Here is a 21,310-nt window from a genome sequence, read left to right as displayed (position 1 = left end):
GTGAGCCAACGGGAGTGGATAGAGAAGGACTTCTACAAGGAGCTGGGCGTCTCCTCCTCCGCGTCGCAGGACGAGATCAAGAAGGCGTACCGCAAGCTCGCGCGCGACAACCATCCGGACTCCAATCCGGGGGACGCGAAAGCGGAGGAGCGCTTCAAGGCGGTCAGCGAGGCCAATGCGGTGCTCTCCGACCCCGCGAAGCGCAAGGAGTACGACGAGGCCCGATCACTGTTCGCCAGTGGTGGTTTCGGACGCGGCGGATTCTCGCCGGGCGGCGGAACCAACTTCGGCGGCGGGGGTACGGCCGGCGGGTTCGACGTCGGTGACCTCTTCGGAGGTGCCGGTGGCGGAGCCGATCTCGGTGATCTGTTCGGCGGGTTGTTCAACCGTGGCGCGGCCGGTGGTCGTACCCAGGCCGCGTCGTCGCGTCCCCGGCGTGGGAGTGATCTCGCGGCCGAGGTGACGCTCGACTTCCGTGACGCGGCGGTGGGAACGTCTGTCCCGCTGTCCATCACGAGTCCGTCGTCCTGCACCACCTGTCACGGGAGCGGCGCGAAGCCCGGCACGAGCCCGCGGGTCTGCCCGCGGTGCAACGGTGCCGGTGTGGTCAGCCGTAACCAGGGCGCGTTCGGCTTCAGCGAGCCGTGCGACGACTGCCGGGGCACCGGCTCGATCATCGACGATCCGTGCACCGACTGCCGCGGCACCGGCGTGCAGAACCGCACCCGGTCGGTGACGGTGCGGGTTCCTGCCGGTGTCAGTGACGGGCAACGTGTCCGAGTGGCCGGCCGAGGCGAGGCCGGTCTGCGCGGCGCTGCCGCCGGCGATCTGCTGGTGACCGTGCACGTGAAGAGCGACGCCGTGTTCGGCCGCACGGGTGACGATCTCACCCTCACGGTTCCCGTCGCGTACAGCGAACTGGTGCTCGGCACGACGCTGTCGGTGCCGACGCTCGACGGCCGAGTCGGTCTGAAGGTTCCGGCGGGAACGGTCGACGGCCGCACCTTCCGGGTGAAGGGTCGCGGCATTCCCAAGAAGTCGAAGATCGGTGACCTGTTGGTCACGGTGAAGGTGGCCGTGCCGTCCGAATTGGACGACGCGGCACGCGATGCCCTCGAGGCCTACGCTGCGGCGGAGAAGGCGAGTGGTTTCGATCCCCGCTCCGGGTGGCCCGGAGCCTGACGGTTCTGATGCGAGAGGAGAGATGAGATGACTCGGACGCCCAGCGATCCGCAGGATGCGCGCGACGCAGGCGCGGACCCGGATGCCCGGATCTTCGTCATCTCCGTCGCCGCCGAGCTCGCCGGCATGCACGCCCAGACACTGCGCACCTACGACCGTCTAGGACTGGTGACGCCGTTCCGCACCACCGGCGGTGGGCGACGGTACTCTCCGCGCGACGTCGCGCTGCTTCGCGAGGTGCAGCGTCTCTCGCAGGACGAGGGCGTCAATCTGGCGGGTATCAAGCGCATCATCGAACTCACCAATCAGGTGGAGGCGCTGCAGGCCCGCGTCACCGAGATGGCGACCGAGCTGGCCAAGGTTCATGCCGGGTACCGACGCGATCTCGTTCCGGTGCAACGCAGTAACGCGCTCGTCGTGTGGACACCGCGCAACCCGAAGCAGACCTGACCGTCACCCCGTGCGGATGTTCTCCGCCGGGGTTCCCGTCGTCACCAGGGCACGCGTCGTGAAGCTCGACATCGCCGGTGATCCGCACACCAGCACGCGCTGCGACAGGTACGGCCCGCGCCGCGCCACCACCTCTCCGACGCGTCCGACGAGGTACTCGTGAGGTGCGAAGCCGGAGTCGGGTGCCGTCTGCAGCCGCACGGCCTCGGCGGCATCGAAGAACTCCTCGCGGTACGGCGGGTCCACGGGCTCGTCCACCACCGGGATCACCGTGAGCCATGGCGCTGATCGCGCCATCAGGGACAGCATGTCGGCGGCATAGAGATCGCGGGGGTGCCTGCCTCCCACGTAGAGCCGCACCCGCGGAGGTCGTGGCCGACGTGCCAGGCCCAGCAGCAGTGCGCGCATCGGTGCGAGACCCGTTCCGCCCGCGACCATCACGACGTCGTCGTCGGTGTCGTCGACACGGAGGTCGCCCGCCGGGTCGTCGAGAGTCCAGATGTCGCCCTCACGGGTCTCGCGGACGATGCTGCGACTGACCCAGCCTGCCGGTACCTCGCGAATGTGGAACTCGTACTTGCCGTCTCGCGACGGGGGTAGGGCGGGGGAGTACCGACGAGGCAGGTGCGGCGAGGTGGGCACCGTCACGGCGACGGACTGCCCCGCGGCGAACGGAACAAGTTCGCCGACGAGGCGGACGATCAGGAGATCACGGCGCAGCCGATGGCACTGCACCACTTGCGCTTCGACCACGGTCACCGGTCTTCGCGCATCACATCGTCGCCTGACCGATGTCCCGGTTGGAGATCATCTGGTTGGGCTCCTCGTCGCCGGTGCGTCCCAGCGCGGCGAGGAACGACCGCGCCCAGCGATCGACGTCGTGCGCGAGGACCTGCCGCCGCATCGCCCGGATGTGGCGTCGGCCCGATTCCGGCGTCTGCTCGATCGCGGCCATCATCGCGTCCTTGACGCTGTTCAGGTCGTGCGGGTTGCACTGGTACGCCTGGCGCAGTTCGGCTGCGGCGCCGGTAAACTCGCTGAGCACGAGGGAACCGCCCAGGTCGCTGCGGCACGCCACGTACTCCTTGGCGACGAGGTTCATGCCGTCGCGGATGGGCGTCACCAGCATGACGTCGGCGGCCACGTAGTAGGCGATGAGCTCCTCGCGCGGAATGGGGCGGTGCAGGTAGTGCACCACCGGATGCCCGACGCGGCTGAACTCGCCGTTGATGCGCCCGACCATGCCCTCGATCTCACCGCGCATCTGCTTGTAGCTCTCGACGCGCTCGCGGCTCGGTGTGGCCAGCTGGATCATCACGACGTCCTCGGGATCCACCCGGCCCTCGGTCAGCAGTTCCAGGAACGCCTCGAGACGGACGTCGATGCCCTTGGTGTAGTCGAGTCGGTCGACGCCCAACATGATCGTCTTCGGATTGCCCAGCTCTTCGCGCATCTCTCGTGCACGATCGCGCACCGGCTTGCGCCGCGACTTCTCGTCGAGATCGCCCGAGTCGATGGAGATGGGGAAGGCGCCCACGCGCACGGACCGGAAACCCACCTGCACCACACCGAGTTTGGAGCGGACTCCGATGTTGCCGCGCGAGGTCGGCTGGCCGGCGAGACGCCGTGCGAGGTAGAGGAAGTTCTGCGCGCCACCGGGCAGATGGAAGCCGATGAGATCCGCGCCCAGCAGACCCTCGACGATCTCGGTGCGCCACGGCATCTGCATGAACAGCTCGACGGGCGGGAACGGGATGTGCAGGAAGAAGCCGATCGTCAGATCGGGGCGCAGCATGCGCAGCATCTTCGGGACCAGCTGGAGTTGGTAGTCCTGGATCCACACGGTGGCGTTCTCGGCGGCCGCCTTGGACGTGGCCTCGGCGAAGCGTCGGTTCACCTCGACGTAGGCGTCCCACCAGCTCCGGTCGTAGACGGGCCGGACGATGACGTCGTGGTAGAGCGGCCACAGGGTGGCATTGGAGAAGCCCTCGTAGTAGTCGGCGACCTCCTGCTGCGAGAGCGGGACCGGGACCAGCTCGAGGCCGTCGTCCTCGAACGGGTCGACGTCGACGTCGGGGACACCGGCCCATCCGACCCAGGCGCCGTTGTTGCTCCGCAGGATCGGCTCGAGCGCGGTGACGAGACCACCGGGGCTGCGCTTCCAGACTCGGGAACCGTCGGGCGCCGTGTCGAGGTCGACAGGCAACCTGTTGGCGACGACGACGAAGTCCGAACCTGATGCGGTCACTGCTGATCCTCTGTCTCGACGTCGGGGCGCGCGGTGAGGCCGGCAGCCTGCCGCGACGGTGTCAGCACGTGCTTACCCCACTCGCCGAACGCCAATCGGAGTGCGGGAGCGAGCGGCGCTCAGGCGCGGACGGGCGGGTTGATCCCCAGCATGGACAGCAGCATGCGGCACTCGTCGGCGTCTGTTGCGTAGGCGGCGACGACGCGACGTGCCATGCGGGCGGTCTCGTCGGACAGGGTCTCGATCTCTTCGTCGGCGATGTCGGTCTCGGCGGGCTCGGTGGCCATGCGGGTCTCCTGGGGTCGAACGATGTGGTGGTGCAGCCCGGTGGGGCGCACTCGCGTACCTGAACTCTACGAGTTCGCGCTCGTTCCCGGCAAAACCGGACGCGCACCGTGACCGGTAGCGTCTGCCCCGAACAGCTGTCGTATCGGAAGAAGGACATCCGCCATGCCCATCGGCACCATCAACGGCATCCGCCTCAACTACACCGTGACGGGCAAGGGTCCGCTCGTCGTGATGGTCATGGGGACGGGCAGCCCCGGCCGGGTGTGGCAGCTGCATCAGGTGCCGGCGCTCACGGCCGCGGGATTCCGAGTGTGCACCTTCGACAACCGCGGCATCGCCCCGACCGACGAGTGCGCGGGCGGCATGACGATGGACGATCTGGTCGCGGACACCGCGGCGCTCATCGAGTACCTGCGGTCCGGCCCCGACGAGAAGGCAGCCGTCGTGGGCACGTCGATGGGTGCGCGCGTGGCGCAGGAACTGGCCTTGACCAGGCCCGACCTGGTGTCGCGAGCGATCTTCGCGGCCGGTCACGCCCGGCTCGACGAGTTCCAGAAGGTGCTCGGCGCCGGCGAGCGCGAGCTGGCTGACAGCTCGGCGACGCTGCCGCCGAAGTACGCGGCCGCGGTGACGGCGGCCCTGAACCTCTCTCCCGCGTCGCTCGCCGACCCCGCGAAGGCACGGGACTGGCTCGACCTGTTCGAGTTCTCCGTGCAGCCGCTGACCCCGGGCCAGCGTGCCCAGCTCTCTCTGGACGAGTCGTTCGACCGCCGGTCCGCGTACCGCGACATCACGGTGCCGTGCCTGGCCATGGGCTTCGCCGACGACCGGATGATTCCCGCCTACCTCTCGCGCGAGGTGGCCGACCTGGTTCCGGGCGGTCGCTACGTCGAGATCGCCGACGCGGGGCACTACGGATACCTGGAGAAGCCCGACGAGGTCAATCAAGCGATTCTCACGTTCCTCCGCGAGTAACGCCGGGCGAGCGTTAGGTTAGCCTACGTTCATGTCTCGGGGATCTGTCGTCACCACCGCTGTGCTGCCGTTGACCGCTGCTCAGACGGAGGTCTGGACCGCGCAGCACCTGCTGGGTGACCGCACCGACTTCGTCATCTCGCTGCTCGTCGAGATCACCGGCCCGCTCGACCTCGACCGTGCGTGTGACGTCATCCGGTCGGTCATCGCCGACGCGGACGCGCTGCACGTGCGATTCGACTTCTCCGGTCCCGAGCCCGTGCAGTACCGCAGTGACGACGAGTGGTCGGTCGGGGTCGTCGACCTACGCGCGGCTGCCGACCCGATGGCCGAGGCGAAGGCCTGGATCGCGCGCGACATCGCGTCGGCGGACACCAGCGGCGCCCGCGATCTCTTCGCGACGGCGCTTCTCCGCCTCGGGGACGAGCACGTGCTCTGGCACCAGAGGTATCACCACGGCATCGTCGACGGCTTCGGCATGTCGATCATCTTCAACGAGGTCCGCGCGCGCTATGCGGATCCTGATCGGGGAGTCGCACCCGCGGGCAGGCCGGATGCCGCTCGTCCCACCGTATCCGCGTGGGCTCTCGAGCCGCTGGTGGTGGCCGATGCGGAGTACCGCGCGTCCGAGGGTTTCCGTCGCGACCGCGACTACTGGCTCGACCAGATGGCCGACGCCCCCGAGCCGCCGGTGCTGCTGCCCGACGTGCCCGACACGGGGTCCGCGGTCACCGAGCGGGTCTCGGTGCCGATCGACCGCCTCACCTCGCTGTACGACGTCGCCGAGACGGAGGACATCCGACGCACCCGCCTCGCGCCGGCGGTGTGGATCGCGTACCTGTCCGCGGTCACCGGCCGTCACGATCTCGTCGTCTCTTTGCCGTCGACCGCCCGCGTGGGCCGTCGTGCGCGGACGACGCCGTTCATGGCGTCGACCATCCTTCCCGTGCGACTGCGACTCTCGCCGTCGATGACGGTGGCCGACGTCGCGCGGGAACTGCAGCGGGCATCGATCGGCGCGGTCCGGCACGGGCGCTTCCGCGGGGAGGACATCGCTCGGGAGCTGCGGGACTCCGGCGACCGCATGGTGCACGGGCCGGGCATCAACGTCCTCATGGTGGAGCACGGCATCGACATCGGCGGTTCGCCGGCGCACATGCACAGCCTCGAGACCGGACCGGTGCGCGATCTCGACGTCACCGTCACCGGCGGCCGGGACGACGAGCCGCTGGTGTTCGACCTGCGCTCGCGCCCCGGTGCGCACGACGCGCTGATCGGCCACCGGGACCGCTTCGAGTGGGTGCTCGATCAGGTTCTCGCGCAGCCGGATCGGACGTTGTCCTCCCTGTCGACGATGTCGGAGCCCGATCTCGATCGCCTACTGCACACCTTCAACGACACCGCGGAACCGTCCGTGTCGACGTCGGTGCCCGCTCTGTTCGCGGCGCAGGTCGCCGCCACCCCCGATGCGGTGGCCGTGGTACTGGGCGAGCGGACGCTCACCTTCACCGAGCTCTCGCAGCGGGTGCACCAGCTCGCTCATGCACTTCTCGACGCGGGCCTGCCCCGTGAGGGTGTCGTGGCCGTGTCGATGCCGCGCTCGATCGAGATGGTCGTGGGAGTGCTGGCCGCGATGGTCGCGGGCGGTGCGTTCGTCCCGCTCGATCCGGACTGGCCGGCGGATCGCCGCGAGCGGGTGCAGCAGGATGCGGACACCCGCGTCGTTCTCACCGGTGCGGGCCACGAGAAGGGCCGGTGGACGGTCGATCTCGACGACTGGCAGTTCGGGGACAGGCCGACGTCCGCACCGGACATCGTGGTGCACGGCTCGCAGCTCGCCTACGTCATCTTCACCTCTGGCAGTACCGGGACGCCCAAGGGTGCCATGATCCGCCACGAGGCCATCTGTGCCCGCATGGTGTGGCAGCGCGATCGGGTGCTCGGTTTCGGACCGGGCGACGCGTCGTTGTTCAAGGCGCCGTTGTCCTTCGACATCTCGGTGAACGAGATCCTGCTCCCGTTGCTGTCGGGTGGCACCCTCGTGATCGCCGAACCGGGAGGCGAGCGGGACGGTCTGTACCTGCTGGATGTCATCTCGCGTCGCCACGTCACCTTCGTCTACCTGGTGTCGTCCATGCTCGACGCTCTGCTGGCCCTCGACACGGACGGATCGTTGTCCGGCCTGCGGCACGTGTGGTGCGGCGGTGAGGTGCTCACTCCGGAGTTGTTCGCGCGCTTCCGCTCTCGACTCGGCACCACGTTGTACCACGGGTACGGGCCCGCGGAGGCCACCATCGGTGTGTCCCATGTGATCTACACGGGCGACGCTCCTCGCATCGCCACGTCGATCGGCCGCCCCAACCCGAACACGCGCCTCTACGTGCTCGATTCGTTGCTGCGCCCGGTGCCGGTCGGCGTCGGGGGAGAGCTCTACGCGGGCGGGTTCCTCCTCGGTCGTGGCTACGTGGGCGCACCGGACATGACCGCGTCGCGTTTCGTGGCCGATCCGTTCGGCCCCGCCGGCGCCCGGCTGTACCGCACCGGCGACCGCGCACGTTGGGCGGAGGACGGCACCCTCGACTTCCTCGGCCGGGTGGACAACCAGGTCAAGATCCGCGGCATGCGCCTCGAGCTCGAGGAGGTGGAAGCCGCGCTCGGCTCGTGCCCCGGTGTGCGACGCGCCGCCGTCGACGTGCGCCGAACCGGCGCGGGCGCGGCGTTTCTCGCCGCCTGGATCGTGCCGGACGGCGCCGCGCTGACACCCGAGGTGCTGCGCACGCACTGTGCACGCGTCCTCCCCGAGTACATGGTGCCGTCCACCTACGTGGTGCTCGATGCCTTCCCCACCACCGCGAACGGCAAGGTCGATCGGCGGGCTCTGCCCGATCCGGAGCAGGTGCGCGGCGACGCCGTGGCCCCGCGGACCGAGCGGGAGCGCGTGCTGTGCGAGGTGATGGCGTCGGCGCTCGGTGTGGAGAATGTGGGTGTCACGGACGACTTCTTCGCCCTGGGCGGCGACAGCATCGTGGCGATCACGGTGGTCGCGCAGGCCCGCGAACGAGGGCTGGCGATCGGCCCGCGCGACGTCTTCACCCTGCGTACCGCCGAGGCGATCGCCGGCGCGGCTCCGGCGGAACTGGTGACCGTCGACGACGATCCTGTCGGCGAGGTGGTGGCCACGCCCATCGTCGCGCGGACACTCGAGCACGGCGGCATCGGCGCCGCGTTCCACCAGACCGCCTCCGTGGCATTGCCTCCGGGCACCGACCCTGTACTCGTGTGTGCGGCCGTCGAGCTCGTCGTCGCCCACCACCCGGCGCTGCGTGCCGTGTGGAGCGAGGGTCTGACCGTGCCGGCCGACACCGTGTCCCCCGAGTTCGGCACGGGTTCCGTCGCGGACACCGTGGCCCGCCTCGATCCGATGCGGCCGGGCGGCATGGTGGCCGTGTCTCTCGAGGCCGACACGCTGATTCTGTCGGTGCACCATCTCGTCGTCGACGGGGTGTCGTGGCGCATCCTGCTCGGGGATCTACTGACGGCACTGGGTGCGCTGATCGAGGGCCGCACGCCCACGCTGCCACCGGTCACCACGTCGATCCGCCGCTGGGCGAGCCTGATCGCCGATGCTGCGGACGCCGGCCACTTCGACCACGAACTACCCTGGTGGCGTGAGGTTCTGACGACCTCGAGCGACACTGTCGGTGCTCGCACACTCGCCGCGGCCGATCGACTGTCGGCGACGCACACGGTCACCACCCCCGCCGACGTCACGGCGGCTCTGCTGACCGACGTCGCCACCGCCTACCGCACCGGGCCCACCGAGGTGCTCCTCGCAGCACTCGCCCGCACCCTCGCGTCGTGGGACGGGTACTCGGCGCCGTGGGTGGTCGTGGACGTGGAGGGACACGGCCGCGACGTCGAGGTCGTCGAGGCCCCCGCGGTCGATCTGACGCGCACCGTCGGGTGGTTCACGACCGTCCGTCCCGTTGCACTGCCGACCGGTCCGGACCCGGACGCCGATGTCCTGCTGCAGATTCGGGACTCGCTGCGCTCGGCACCTGCGTCGGGCGTCGGATACGGCGCACTGCGGTACCTGCGCCGCGAGCCCGCCCTGGCGGAGGCCGCGGCGCCGAGCGTCCTGCTCAACTACCTCGGCCGCAGTACCGACGTGGGGGTGTCCGTCACCGGGGGCTCCGATCCTGATCAGCCTGCGGCGCACGCGCTGACGATCGACGTGATCGAGACCGGGGGACAGCTCGTCTCGACCCTGCGCTGGGTGCCGGGTGTGGTGGACGACAGCATCGTGGATGCGTGGACCGCCGCACTCGACCGCGTCGCCGGATCTGCGTCGAGCGCTCGCCGAACCCCCGCCGACTTCCCGCTCGCCGCTCTCGGTGCGGACGACGTCGCGGCGCTCCCGGACGACGTCGAGGACGTCCTGCCCCTCACCGCGGTGCAGGACGGCATCTACTTCCACAGCACCTTCGGGGACGCGGACCCGTACGTCGTGGGGCAGGTGGTCGAGATCAGTGGCCCGGTCGACAGTGCCGTGCTCCGCACCGCGCTCGAGCACGTGGTGGCTCGACACGCATCGCTGCGCACCAGCTTCCGACCCCTCGCCGACGGGCGCGTGGTCCAGGTGGTGCACCGCACCGTCGATGTCCCGTTCACCGTGTCCGACAGCACCGTCGACGAGGTGCTGGCCGAGCACGCCGGTGCCGGCATGGATCTGGGCACCGCTCCGCTGGTGCGCTACACCCTCGTCCGCCACGACGAGACCCGCTCGTCCCTCGTGCAGTCGATCCACCACATCGTCGCGGACGGATGGTCGATCCCGATCATGCTGCGCGAGATGCTCGCTCACTACGGGGACACTCCGGCTCTTCCGGCGGTCACCGCGCCCGCGGCGTGGGTCCGCCACCTCGCCGAGCGCGACATCGACGCGTCGGCACGGGTCTGGCGCGCCGCACTCGCGGGTGTCCGCGAGTCGGTACCCGTCCCGGCGTTCGGCGCCGCCGGCAGCGGTACCGCATCCGTGCGGGTCGACCTCTCCTCCGACGTCACCGCCGTGGTGTCGGGACGTGCGCGCGATGCCGCGGTGACGCAGGGTTCCCTGCTGCACGGGGCCTGGGGTCTCGCGCTCGCACGCGCCACCGGTCGACGTGACGTCGTGTTCGGGTCGACGGTGTCCGGACGGTCGGCACCGGTCGCGGGTATCGAGTCCATGGTGGGGCTCTTCATCGACACCATCCCGGCACGATGGAGACTGCGAGCGGACGACACCGTCGCCTCCGCGGTACAGCGCTGGCAGCAGGAGCAGGCCGATCTGCTCGATCACCACCATGTAGGCGTGCCGACTCTGCGTCGTGTCGCGGGCGTGGACTCGTTGTTCGACTCGCTGGTCGTGGTGGAGAACTACCCGTTGGGTGACACCGCCATCGCCGATCCGTCCGGCACCATCGCGTTGACGGGCATTCGGGTGGAGGAGAACTCGCCGTACCCGTTGACGCTCATGGTGATCCCCGGCGATCGGTTGACGCTGGAGCTGAAGTACGACGCGGCGCTGGTCTCGGCAGCGACGGCGCAGTCGATGCTGGACACCGTCGTCGCGGTCGCGACCGCACCGGCCGACACCCTGGTGTCCGCGGTGACGGCGACGGACCGTCCGGCGGTCGTCGACCCGCCCTCGTCCGACAGTTCGACCACCCTGGTGGATCTCCTCGAGGTGCAGCGCCGGACCACCCCGAACGGCGTCGCCCTCGTCCACGGCGAGGAGTCCCTCACCTACGCCGAGCTGCACTCGCGCGCCGAGCGGGTCGCCGCCGGCCTTCGCGAGCGTGGCGCCGGTCCGGGATCGGTGGTGGCGGTGGCGCTTCCGCGCTCGATCGATCTGGTGGTCGCACTGCTCGCGGTCGTCCGGTCGGGCGCGGCGTACCTGCCGCTCGATCCGGGGTACCCGGCCGAGCGTCTGGCCTTCATGATCGAGGACGCGCATCCCGCCGCGGTGATCGGCGGCGATCTCGCACCGTTCGAGGCCGAGCCGACGGCAGCACCCGGGCCCGCCCCAGCCGACGCCGCGTACGTCATCTACACCTCGGGATCGACCGGCCGTCCCAAGGGAGTGGTGGTGCCGCACAGCGCCATCGTGCCCCGCCTCGAGTGGATGCGCGATCACACTCCGCTCGCCGTGGGCACCCGAGTGCTGCAGAAGACGCCCTCCAGTTTCGACGTCTCGGTCAGCGAGTTCTTCGGACCGCTGGTGTCCGGAGCGACGCTCGTGCTCGCGGACCCGGATGCGCACCGCGACACCGCCCGTCTCGTCGAGGTGATCCGCGCGCAGCAGATCACCTGGGTGCACTTCGTCCCCTCGATGCTCGACGCGTTCCTCACCGATCCGGACGTCGCGACGTGCACGTCGCTGCGCGTGATCGTCTGCAGCGGGGAGGCACTGTCCGCAGAGTCCGCGCGCCGCGTCGGCGATCTGCTTCCACACGTGCGCCTGGACAACCTCTACGGCCCTACCGAGGCGGCGGTCGACGTCACCGCCGCACAGGGCGTCCAGAACCACTCCGGCGACGCGGTGCCCATCGGATCTGCGCTGCCCGCCGTCGGGTTCCGCGTACTCGACGGGTGGCTGTCGCCGGTAGGACCGGACGTGCCGGGCGAGCTGTACCTGGCGGGTCCGCAGCTGGCGCGCGGGTATCTTCGCCGCCCCGGTCTCACCTCCACCAGGTTCGTCGCCGGGCCGGACGGGGAAAGGCTCTACCGCACCGGCGACATCGTGCGGTGGCGCGACGGGGCGCTGGACTACCTCGGTCGCGCCGACACCCAGGTCAAAGTGCGGGGCTTCCGTATCGAGCTCGGTGAGATCGACGCGGCGCTGCGCTCGCATCCGTCCGTCGACCGGGCCGCCACGGTGGTGCGCACCGACCGCGGGACCGCGCAGATCGCCGCCTTCGCGGTGGGGTCGGTGGACGAGGCCGCACTGCGGTCGTACCTGGCCGACCGTCTGCCCGAGCACATGGTGCCGACGACGCTGTCCGTGGTGGCTGATCTGCCGACCGGCCCCAGCGGCAAGCTCGACCGGGCAGCGCTGCTGGCCGCCGTTCGCGCGGACACTCCCACCACCACGGAGACGGGGTCGGGTCCGGTCGCGCTGCTGTGCACCCACTTCCACACCGTTCTCGGTGGAGCGGCGGTCGGTGAGGACGACGACTTCTTCGCCCGCGGCGGCGACAGCATCCTGGCCATCCGGCTCGTGAACCTGGCGCGGGGCAGCGGTCTCGAGATCAGCGCCCGCGACGTCTTCGAGAAGCGCACTCCGCGTGCGCTCGCGGAGGTCGCACGGGTCGAGACTCCGCAGGCCGCCACGGTCGCGGAGTCCGGTGTCGGGGAGGTGCGCCCGCTCCCCGTGGTGCACCGACTGTCCGAGTGGTCCGGTAGCACCGATCGCTTCAACCAGTCACTGCTGCTGGTGGTTCCGGCTCCGGTCGAGGAGACCACGCCGCAGCGCACCGTCGATGCGCTGGTCCAACATCACGACAGCCTGCGCCTCGTCCTGACCCGTCACCTCCGCGGTGTCTGGACCACCGCGGTGCGCCCCGAGGCCTCGGTCACCGTGCACCGCGTTCACGCGGTCGATCTCGACGAGTCTGCGTTCGCCGACCTCGTCGCGCGCGAATCCGATGCCGCCACCGACCGTCTGGCTCCCGAGGCCGGCGCCGTGCTCGAGGTCGTGTGGTTCGACCGTGGCTCCGAGCCCGGCCGGCTGCTGCTCGTCGCGCATCACCTCGTTGTCGACGGGGTCTCGTGGGGCATCCTCGTCGAGGACCTCGCACTGGCGTGGATCGCGCACGACAGCGGCCAGACCCCGACGTTGGACCGCGTGCGGACCTCACTGCGGGAGTACGGGCGCCTGCTCGACGAGAGTGCCCACAGCCCCGCTCGTCTCGCGGAACTGGACCACTGGACCGCCGTCACCGCGCCGGGCGGCGCGCTCACACCGAGAGACACCGACCACGCCGTGGTCGGTCAGGGCGACGTCCGCACCGTCGACGTGTCGTCCGAGGTCACCGCCGAGGTGCTCGGCAGTGTGCCCTCTCTCGTGCGCGGCGACGTCACCGACGTCGTCGCCGCAGCGCTCCGGCTCGCCCTCACCCGGTGGTCTGTCGACCGCGACGTACTGGTCGACCTCGAGCGCCACGGTCGGTCGGACGCGGCGGATCTCTCGCGCACCACGGGGTGGTTCACGTCCATCGCTCCGGTCCGGCTGCGGCCGGGAACCGATCCCGTCACGGTGCTCGCGGAGACGAAGGAGGCCCTGCGTGCGGCGCCCGACGGTGGCCTCGGCTACGGGCTCCTGCGCTACGGGAACGCCCGCACCGCAGCCCTTCTCGCACGTGGTGAGCAGTCGCAGATCCTGCTGAACTACTTGGGCCGGGTGCCGGCCGCCGGGTCGGCCCCGTTCGACAGGGCTCCGGAGACCGTGCGTACCGATCCCGATGCCGACATGGGCGGTCCCTACCGTCTGGTGATCAACGCGCACGTGACGGACGGTGCACAGCCGACCCTCTCGGCCCAGTTCGCCTGGTCGTCCGCGCACCTGTCGTCCGAGGCGGTCACCTCGCTCACCGACGAGTTCCGCACGGCGCTCGGAGATCTCGCGGAGGCCGCCCGCACACACGACGGACCGCCGATCCTCACGCGGTCGGACGTCCCTCTCGTCGACCTCACTCCCGACGAGCTGACGGCGCTGACCGCACAGGGATCTGTCGAGACCGTGTGGCCGTTGACTCCTCTGCAGGAGGGACTGGTCTTCGAGAGCCTGTCCGCGGGGGAGCGCGACATCTACACGGCGCAGTTCGCGCTGGACTTCGATCACCGCCTCGATCTCGATCGGCTGCGTAGTGCCCTCGCCGGGCTGCAGCGCCGCCACCCACAGCTGCGCGCAGGGTTCACGCAGACGGCCGCCGGTGTGCCGGTGCAGGTCGTGTCGTCGTCGTGCGAGGTGCCCGTCCGCGAGGCACACGCCGGAGACGACGACGAGGCCGAGCGGTGGATGCAGGAGGACCGCGACACCCCTTTCGACCTGTCGACACCACCGCTGTGGCGGGTGCTCGTGCTGCATCTCGACGGTGGGCGCGATCGCCTGGTGATCAACCGGCAGTTCCTCGTCTGGGACGGCTGGTCCAACGGTGTGGTGGTGGGAGAGTTGCTCGCCCGCTACGAGAATCCGGGGCTGCCCGCGCCGGCGGACACCGCGTTCGAGCGGTACCTGACGTGGCTCGCGGAACGCGACCGCGTCGCGGCCCGCACCGCGTGGGCGACGGCGATGGCCGGTCTCGACGAGCCGACGCTGGTGGCGCACCGCGCCGCGCCGCCGGTCGGTATCCCGTTGCGCCGACGCGACGAGCTCGATGCGTCGACGACGGCCGCGCTCGTCGCCGCCACCCGTCAGCGCGGTGTCACGCTCAACGCCGTGGTCACGGCCGCTCTGGCACTGGCGATCTCGTCGGCCACCGGCCGCACCGACGTGGTCTTCGGCATCACGGTCGCGGGCCGACCGCCCGAGGTCGAGGGACTCGACACCGCACCAGGGATGTTCCTGTCGACGGTGCCCGTCCGTACCGTGCTCGATCCCCGCGAGAGCGTCGACGCCCTGGTCCGCCGTGTCCAGGGCGACCGCGTGGAGGCGATGGAGTTCGATCACCTCGGTCTCGCCGAGATCATCGAGGTGTCGCCGCACCGCACTCTGTTCGACACGCTCTGCGTGGTGCAGAACTTCGTCTCCGAGGACTCGGCGGCGTCCCTGAACGCGGCGCACGGTGTCGCGGGCACCGACAGCATCGACCACACGAACTATCCGCTCACCGTCGTCGTCACGCCGGGCGCTCGGATCGCCGTGACGGTCGAGTACCGGCCGGAGGCGATCGACGTCGAGCGCGTCGACCTGATCGCGGACGAGTTCACCCGCCTGGTGGCCGGATTCGCGACCGAGGGGTCGCGCTCTGTTCTGCCGGCGCTGCCACGCCTCGACCGACAGGTCGACGAGGTTCCTGATCTCACCGTGACCGAGATGCTGCTCCGCACAGCGCAGAAGGATCCCGACGCGATCGCACTCGTCGCCGGGTCCGAGCACCTCACCTACGCCGGGTTGGCCGGCCGGGTGGAAGGTCTGGCGCGCGTCCTGCTGGGCCGCGGTGCGGGACCGGAGACCGTGGTGGCTCTCGCGTTGCCTCGCAGTCTCGACATGGTGGTCGCGCTGTTCGCCGTGTTGCGCACCGGCGCGGCCTATCTGCCCCTCGAACTCGATCACCCCGATGCCCGTATCCATGCTCTGCTCGACGACGCTCGTCCGCTGTGCACCGTGACCACGGAGGCGGTCGGTCGCCGACTGAGCGGACGCGACGGCATCGTCCTGCTGGAGCCGCTCGACGACGAGTCACCGGTCACCGCAGCCGAACTGGGGGCGTTCGCACCCGGAACGCCGCACCGGCTCGATCACCCGGCCTACGTCATCTACACGTCCGGGTCGACCGGGACGCCCAAGGGCGTCGTCACGCCGTACCGCGGACTGACCAACATGCAGCTGAACCACCGGTCCGCCATCTTCGACCCGGTGGTGGATGCGGCACACGGTCGGACACTGCGGATCGCGCACACGGTGTCGTTCGCGTTCGACATGTCGTGGGAAGAACTCCTGTGGCTCGTCGAGGGTCACGAGGTGCACGTCACCGACGAGGTGCTGCGCCGCGACGCCGATGCCCTGGTCCGCTACATCGACGAGGAGCGCATCGACGTCATCAATGTGACCCCCACGTACGCATCCCTCCTCCTCGAGACAGGTCTGCTCGACGGGCATCGACCGGCGCTCGTCCTGCTGGGCGGTGAAGCCGTCGGCGACGACGTGTGGTCCGCACTGCGATCCATCGACGGCGTGCTCGGCTACAACCTGTACGGCCCCACCGAGTACACGATCAACACTCTCGGTGCGGGCACCGACGAGAGCGAGACGCCGACGGTCGGGTTGCCGATCCGCGCCACCGAGGCGCACGTGCTGGACGGCTGGCTGCGGCCCGTACCGGACGGCGTGGCCGGCGAGTTGTACATCGCCGGAGCCGGACTCGCCCGTGGCTACGCGGGACGGTTCGGCCTCACGGCGGACCGCTTCGTCGCCGATCCCTTCGGGACGGGGGAGCGCATGTACCGCACGGGTGACCTCGTGCGTCGCCGCGTCGGAACGGGACTGATCGACTACCTCGGCCGCACCGACGATCAGGTCAAGATCCGCGGTCACCGGGTGGAACTCGGTGAGGTCGCCTCGGTCGTGTCGTCGGTGGCCGGCGTCCGCCGCGCCGCGGTCGTCACCTCGACGGGGCCGGGCGGGCTGGCCCGGTTGATCGCCTACGTCGACACCGACGCGGATGCCGAATCGGTACGGGCGGCCTGCGCCGTGGTCCTGCCGGACTACATGGTGCCCACCGTCGTGCTCGTCTCGTCCTTCCCGATGACCGTCAACGGCAAGCTCGACGTCGCCGCACTGCCGGCGCCGGACGAGAGTGCCGTCGACGCTGTGCCGCCGCGGACCGAGGTCGAACGGCTGCTGTGCAACGTGTTCGACGACGTGCTCGGCCGCCGCGGCACCGGGATCCACGACGACTTCTTCGATCTCGGTGGCCATTCACTTCTGGCGACTCGCGTCGTCGGCCGTGCACGGACCGCGCTCGGCACCGAGCTGAGTGTGCGCGATCTGTTCGCCGCGCCGACCGTGGCGGGTCTCGCCGCGCTAGTCGGATCGCGAGGCGATGACGCGCGGCCGGCTCTGCGTCGGTACGACCGGCCGGATGTCGTGCCCATGTCGGCTGCGCAGCAACGGCTCTGGCTTCTGCATCAGCTGGATCCGGACTCGGCCGCCTACAACTTTCCGATCGTCCTGCCGCTCCCCGAGCAGGTGGACGAGGATGCGTTCCGGCTCGCCCTCGCCGACGTCGTCGAACGGCACGAGTCGCTCCGCACCGTCTTCGGCGATGCGGACGGCGTTCTGGCGCAGCATGTCCTGACGACAGCGTCACCGGAGTTGTTCGTTCACGAAGGCGATGCCGCCGCCGTGGTCGCCGAGATGACGGCGCGGCCGTTCGATCTGCGCCGGGAGATTCCTGTCCGCGCGGCGCTGATCCGGAACGAGGACACTTCGTGCGTCGTCGTGCTCGTCCTACACCACATCACGACCGACGAGTGGTCGGACCGGCCGCTGCTGGCCGACCTGATGGCGGCCTACGCCGCGCGACTGTCCGGTGACACGGATGCCCGCCCTCCGCTGCCCGTGCAGTACGCGGACTACACGCTGTGGCAGGCCGACCTGCTCGGCGACGCCGCAGATCCGGAGTCGCTCGCGGGGCGTCAGCTCGCCTACTGGCAGTCCGCCCTGGCCGGCGCTCCCGACGAGATCGAACTCGCGACCGACCGACCGCGTCCGCCGCGGCCGAGTCATCGCGGATCGGTGGTGCGTCGCACCGTCGATCCCGAGACCGTGCGCGCCCTGCGGACACTCGCGCGGAGTCTCGACGCGAGTGTCTTCATGACCCTGCACGCGGCGTCTGCGGTGCTGCTGCACCGGATCACCGGGTCCGACGACATCGTGCTCGGCGCCCCGGTGGCCGGGCGCGGTGAGGAGGGGCTCGACCAGCTCGTCGGGTTCTTCGTCAACACGCTGGTTCTGCGCACCGCGGTCGACGGCCGCTCCACGCTGCAGCGGGCGGTGGAGGAGGCGCGCAGCGTCGACCTCGAGGCCTTCGCGCACGCGGATGTGCCGTTCGACGCAGTGGTGGCGCGGGTCGCTCCCGAGCGCAGCATGTCGCGGAACCCGCTGTTCCAGGTCATGATCAGCCATCACACCGGTCCGCTCGGCGACGGTGACGCGGCGCTGATGACGCCGGCGAAGTTCGACCTGGTGTTCAACTACACCGAGGATCTCACCTCCGACCGCCTGGTGCTCGAGCTCGAGTACGCCGAGGATCTGTTCGACGCGTCGACCGCCGAGGCCGTCACAGCACGTCAGCTCGCGGTGCTCGACGCACTGGCGACCGACGCCACGGCGGTGGTCGACGACGTCGACATCTTCCTGCCCTCCGAGCGCGACGACGTCCTCCGGCGCTTCAACGACACCGCCCGTGCGGTGCCCGAGGAGTCGCTGTTCGAGTCGTACCTGCGGTGGGTCGAGACCACTCCGGACGCGATCGCTGTGGTCGACGAGACCACGACGTGGACGTACGCGGATCTGCACGAGCACGTCCTCGACATCGCCGCGGAGTTGCAGCGGCGCGGTGTCGGCCCCGAGGCCGTGGTCGCGGTCGCGGTGCCGCGGTCGGTGTGGACCATCGCGGCGACCATGGGGGTCCTCGCGGTGGGCGCGGCGTATCTCCCGCTCGACCTGAAGCATCCTGCGGACCGGCTCGAGTACATGGTCACCGATGCGGGTGCGACCCTCGCCCTGACGTCGGCCGCGGCTACCGCGAAGGTGCCGTCCGCGGCCGAACACGTCCTCGTGGAGGACATCCCGCCGTCGACCGGTGTCGAGCTCGCGCGACCGGCCTCGCTCGAACTCGCGGCGTACGTCATCTACACGTCCGGTTCGACCGGCCGCCCCAAGGGTGTCGTGGTGCCGCACGAGGGCATCTCGTCACTCGTGGCCACGGCGGAGGACCGCATGCGACTCACCACCGGATCGGTGGTCCTGCAGTTCGCGTCCGTCGGCTTCGACGTCGCGGTCTTCGAACTCGCCATGGCCCTGTGCACGGGATCGCGGCTGGTGATCGTGCCCGACGACTCGCGTGTGGCGGGTCCCGAGCTCACCGACTTCTGCGCCGAGCACGGGGTGACCCACGCGATCATCCCGCCGTCGCTCATGGCGGCGCTCCCGCCGGGATGCGCACTGCCCGAGGGGTGCACCGTGCTCGTCGGTACCGAGACGGTGCCGCCCGCGGTGATCTCCGCCTGGTCCGAGCATCTGAACCTGCTCGCGGCGTACGGACTGACCGAGGCGACGGTCAACAACACTCTGTGGCAGGCCCGTCCGGGCTGGACGTCCTCCGTGCCCATCGGCGTACCCGATCCCAACGAGCGCGCGTACGTGCTCGACGATCGGCTGCGGCCCGTCCCGGTCGGGGTGTCGGGGGAGCTGTACATCGCCGGCCGCGGGCTGGCGCGCGGGTACCTCGGGCAGCCGGGGCTCAGTGCCCACCGCTTCGTGCCCGATGTCGCCGCTCCCGGCGGCAGGATGTACCGCACCGGCGACCGGGCACGCTGGCGTGCCGACGGCAATCTCGACTTCCTGGGGCGCGTCGACGACCAGATCAAGGTGCGGGGGTTCCGGATCGAGCCGGGCGAGATCATGGCCGCGATGGCGTCGTTCGACGGTGTCGATCAGACCGCTGTCGTCGTGCACGAGTCGTCCGAGGTGAGCCGACTCGTCGGATACGTCACCGGGCGTGACGATCTCACGGGGGCCGCGGTGCGGTCGCACGCGGCGACGGTGCTGCCGGACTACATGGTGCCCACTCTCGTCGTGGTGGTCGACGGGACGTTGCCGTTGACACCCAACGGCAAGTTGGACCGAGCGGCGTTGCCGCAGCCGGAGTGGTCGTCGGTGGTCGGCGGTCGCGCTCCCACCACGGACGTCGAGCGTGCGCTGGTGCGTAGTGCCGCAGCAGTTCTGGGCCTGGACGAGCTGGGGACGGACGACGACTTCTTCGCTCTCGGCGGTCATTCGATGGCCGCGATGCAGTGGGTGTCGGCCGTCCGCGCCGAACTCGACGTCGACATCTCGGTGCGCGACGTGTTCGAGGCGTCGACCGTCCGCGCCTTGGCGGAGCGACTCGCCGATCGCGGTGGACACGAGGGACCGCACCTGACCGCGCACGCGGACAGGCCGGATGTCGTGCCGCTGAGTCCGATGCAGGAGACCAGGCTGCAGAACGGGCACGTGGTGCAGGCCGACCACGCACTGGTTCTCGAGCTGCCCGACGTGGACGCGGCGGTGCTCGCCGCCGCGGTCCGCGATGTCGCAGAGCGGCACGAACCGCTGCACTCGGTTCTGGTGCCGGGTGAGGGGTCCGCCCTCGGCGACCCGGTGGCGCTCGAGACCGTCGACGTCGGGGCAGACGACATTCGCCGCCGCGCCTACGAGATCGCACAGGAACCCCTGGATCTCACGCAGCGACCGGGTCTGCGAATCATGCTCTTACAGAACGATTCCAGGGAAAGAATAGTTCTCCTGGTCATGCACTACTGGGCCGTCGACGAGTGGTCGGTCGTCCCGTTGCTCACCGATCTGATGCACGCTGCGCAGGCGCGCTCCGGTGCCGAGGCGCCGGAGTTCACGCCGCTACCGCTGCGGTACAGCGACGTCGCGCGCTGGGCCGTCGCCCGACGGGACGCCGACGACTCGGCGATCGCGTCATGGCGCGAGACCCTGGACGGTGTGCCGAGTCGGGTGAGTCTTCCGATCGCGCTGGGGGAGTCGGGGTCCGACGCCGTCGCGATCGACATCGATGTCGACGTGGTGCGAGCGCTGCGCACCATCGAGGGTGCGGGTCTCGTGTCGGTTCTGCACGCTGCCTTCGCGCTCGCTCTCACCGACCTCGGTGCGGGCGCGGACCTGGCGATCGCCACGATGGTCGCCGGCCGCGACGACGAGAGCACGCACGCCATGGTGGGTGCGTTCGCCGACGTCGTGCCGATCCGCACGCGAACAGGATCCGATCTGGCGACGGTGGCTCGTCGGGTGCAGGCGGAGACCGTCGCGGCGCTGAGCCGTTCCGGTCCTTCCTATGTCGACATCGTCGAGGGCGCCGGCGTGCCGGAGATGCACCGTCCGCAGTTCCTGGTGGTGCACCACCACGTCGCGGATCTCGGCGACGCCGGCGCGGCACTCCTGCCGATACCCGTCGGTCGACCGTGGGCCGACCTGACGCTGAGTGTCCACGAGAGCGAATCGGACCACGACGCTGCACTTTTCGCGCAGCTGCAGTTCGCTGCGGGTGCCGATCGCGGGGCGATCGGTCGGTTCGTGGAACGGCTCACTCTGCACCTGCGATCGGTCGTCGAGGGCTAGTGGACCAGCAAAGGCTAGGCTAAGCTGACCGACGGTCCCGACGTCCACGCGACGAT

The 21,310-nt window shown here is 70.1% G+C and carries 7 protein-coding genes; 4 read left to right on the top strand and 3 right to left on the bottom strand.

The window, feature by feature from the left end:
• Both dnaJ and QE449_RS19290 read left to right on the top strand, forming a co-directional pair.
• The gene (dnaJ, locus tag QE449_RS19295) at positions 1 to 1,182 is read left to right on the top strand and encodes a molecular chaperone DnaJ (protein WP_027506926.1); all 1,182 of its coding nucleotides are present in this window, start codon (positions 1 to 3) and stop codon (positions 1,180 to 1,182) included.
• Positions 1,183 to 1,209: 27 nt separating this feature from the next.
• Complete coding sequence (locus QE449_RS19290; RefSeq protein WP_027506925.1) at positions 1,210 to 1,632, top strand: heat shock protein transcriptional repressor HspR; 423 nt, start codon at positions 1,210 to 1,212, stop codon at positions 1,630 to 1,632.
• 3 nt (positions 1,633 to 1,635) lie between these two features.
• Here the strand turns inward: QE449_RS19290 and QE449_RS19285 are convergent, their stop codons facing one another.
• From QE449_RS19285 to QE449_RS19275, 3 genes are all read right to left on the bottom strand, one after another.
• Entirely contained in the window at positions 1,636 to 2,385 is a 750-nt protein-coding gene (locus QE449_RS19285; protein WP_307109446.1) for an FAD-binding oxidoreductase, read from the bottom strand.
• A 19-nt stretch (positions 2,386 to 2,404) separates the two neighbouring features.
• On the bottom strand, positions 2,405 to 3,880 hold the full coding sequence (locus QE449_RS19280; RefSeq protein ID WP_027506923.1) for a trehalose-6-phosphate synthase: 1,476 nt from the start codon (positions 3,878 to 3,880) through the stop codon (positions 2,405 to 2,407).
• Positions 3,881 to 3,999: 119 nt separating this feature from the next.
• Positions 4,000 to 4,167 carry a hypothetical protein gene (locus tag QE449_RS19275; RefSeq protein WP_200933864.1) on the bottom strand — a complete coding sequence of 56 codons (168 nt, stop codon included), beginning with the start codon at positions 4,165 to 4,167 and terminating at the stop codon, positions 4,000 to 4,002.
• A 163-nt stretch (positions 4,168 to 4,330) separates the two neighbouring features.
• On the opposite strand from QE449_RS19275, the gene QE449_RS19270 reads away from it, so the two are divergent.
• Both QE449_RS19270 and QE449_RS19265 read left to right on the top strand, forming a co-directional pair.
• Positions 4,331 to 5,143, top strand: coding sequence for an alpha/beta fold hydrolase (locus QE449_RS19270; RefSeq protein WP_027506922.1), 813 nt, complete (start codon positions 4,331 to 4,333; stop codon positions 5,141 to 5,143).
• A gap of 31 nt (positions 5,144 to 5,174) precedes the next feature.
• Complete coding sequence (locus QE449_RS19265) at positions 5,175 to 21,254, top strand: non-ribosomal peptide synthetase (protein WP_307109445.1); 16,080 nt, start codon at positions 5,175 to 5,177, stop codon at positions 21,252 to 21,254.
• Positions 21,255 to 21,310 lie beyond the last annotated feature (56 nt).

It is taken from the genome of Rhodococcus sp. SORGH_AS_0303, assembly GCF_030819335.1.
Classification (GTDB): Bacteria; Actinomycetota; Actinomycetes; order Mycobacteriales; family Mycobacteriaceae; genus Rhodococcoides.
This window is presented reverse-complemented; position numbering and strand designations above follow the sequence as displayed.

Excerpts from the sequence above, each read along its gene's own strand:
- QE449_RS19265 (WP_307109445.1), top strand. The coding sequence starts at position 5,175 with ATGTCTCGGGGATCTGTCGTCACCACCGCTGTGCTGCCGTTGACCGCT.
- QE449_RS19275 (WP_200933864.1), bottom strand. The coding sequence starts at position 4,167 with ATGGCCACCGAGCCCGCCGAGACCGACATCGCCGACGAAGAGATCGAG.
- QE449_RS19290 (WP_027506925.1), top strand. The coding sequence starts at position 1,210 with ATGACTCGGACGCCCAGCGATCCGCAGGATGCGCGCGACGCAGGCGCG.
- QE449_RS19270 (WP_027506922.1), top strand. The coding sequence starts at position 4,331 with ATGCCCATCGGCACCATCAACGGCATCCGCCTCAACTACACCGTGACG.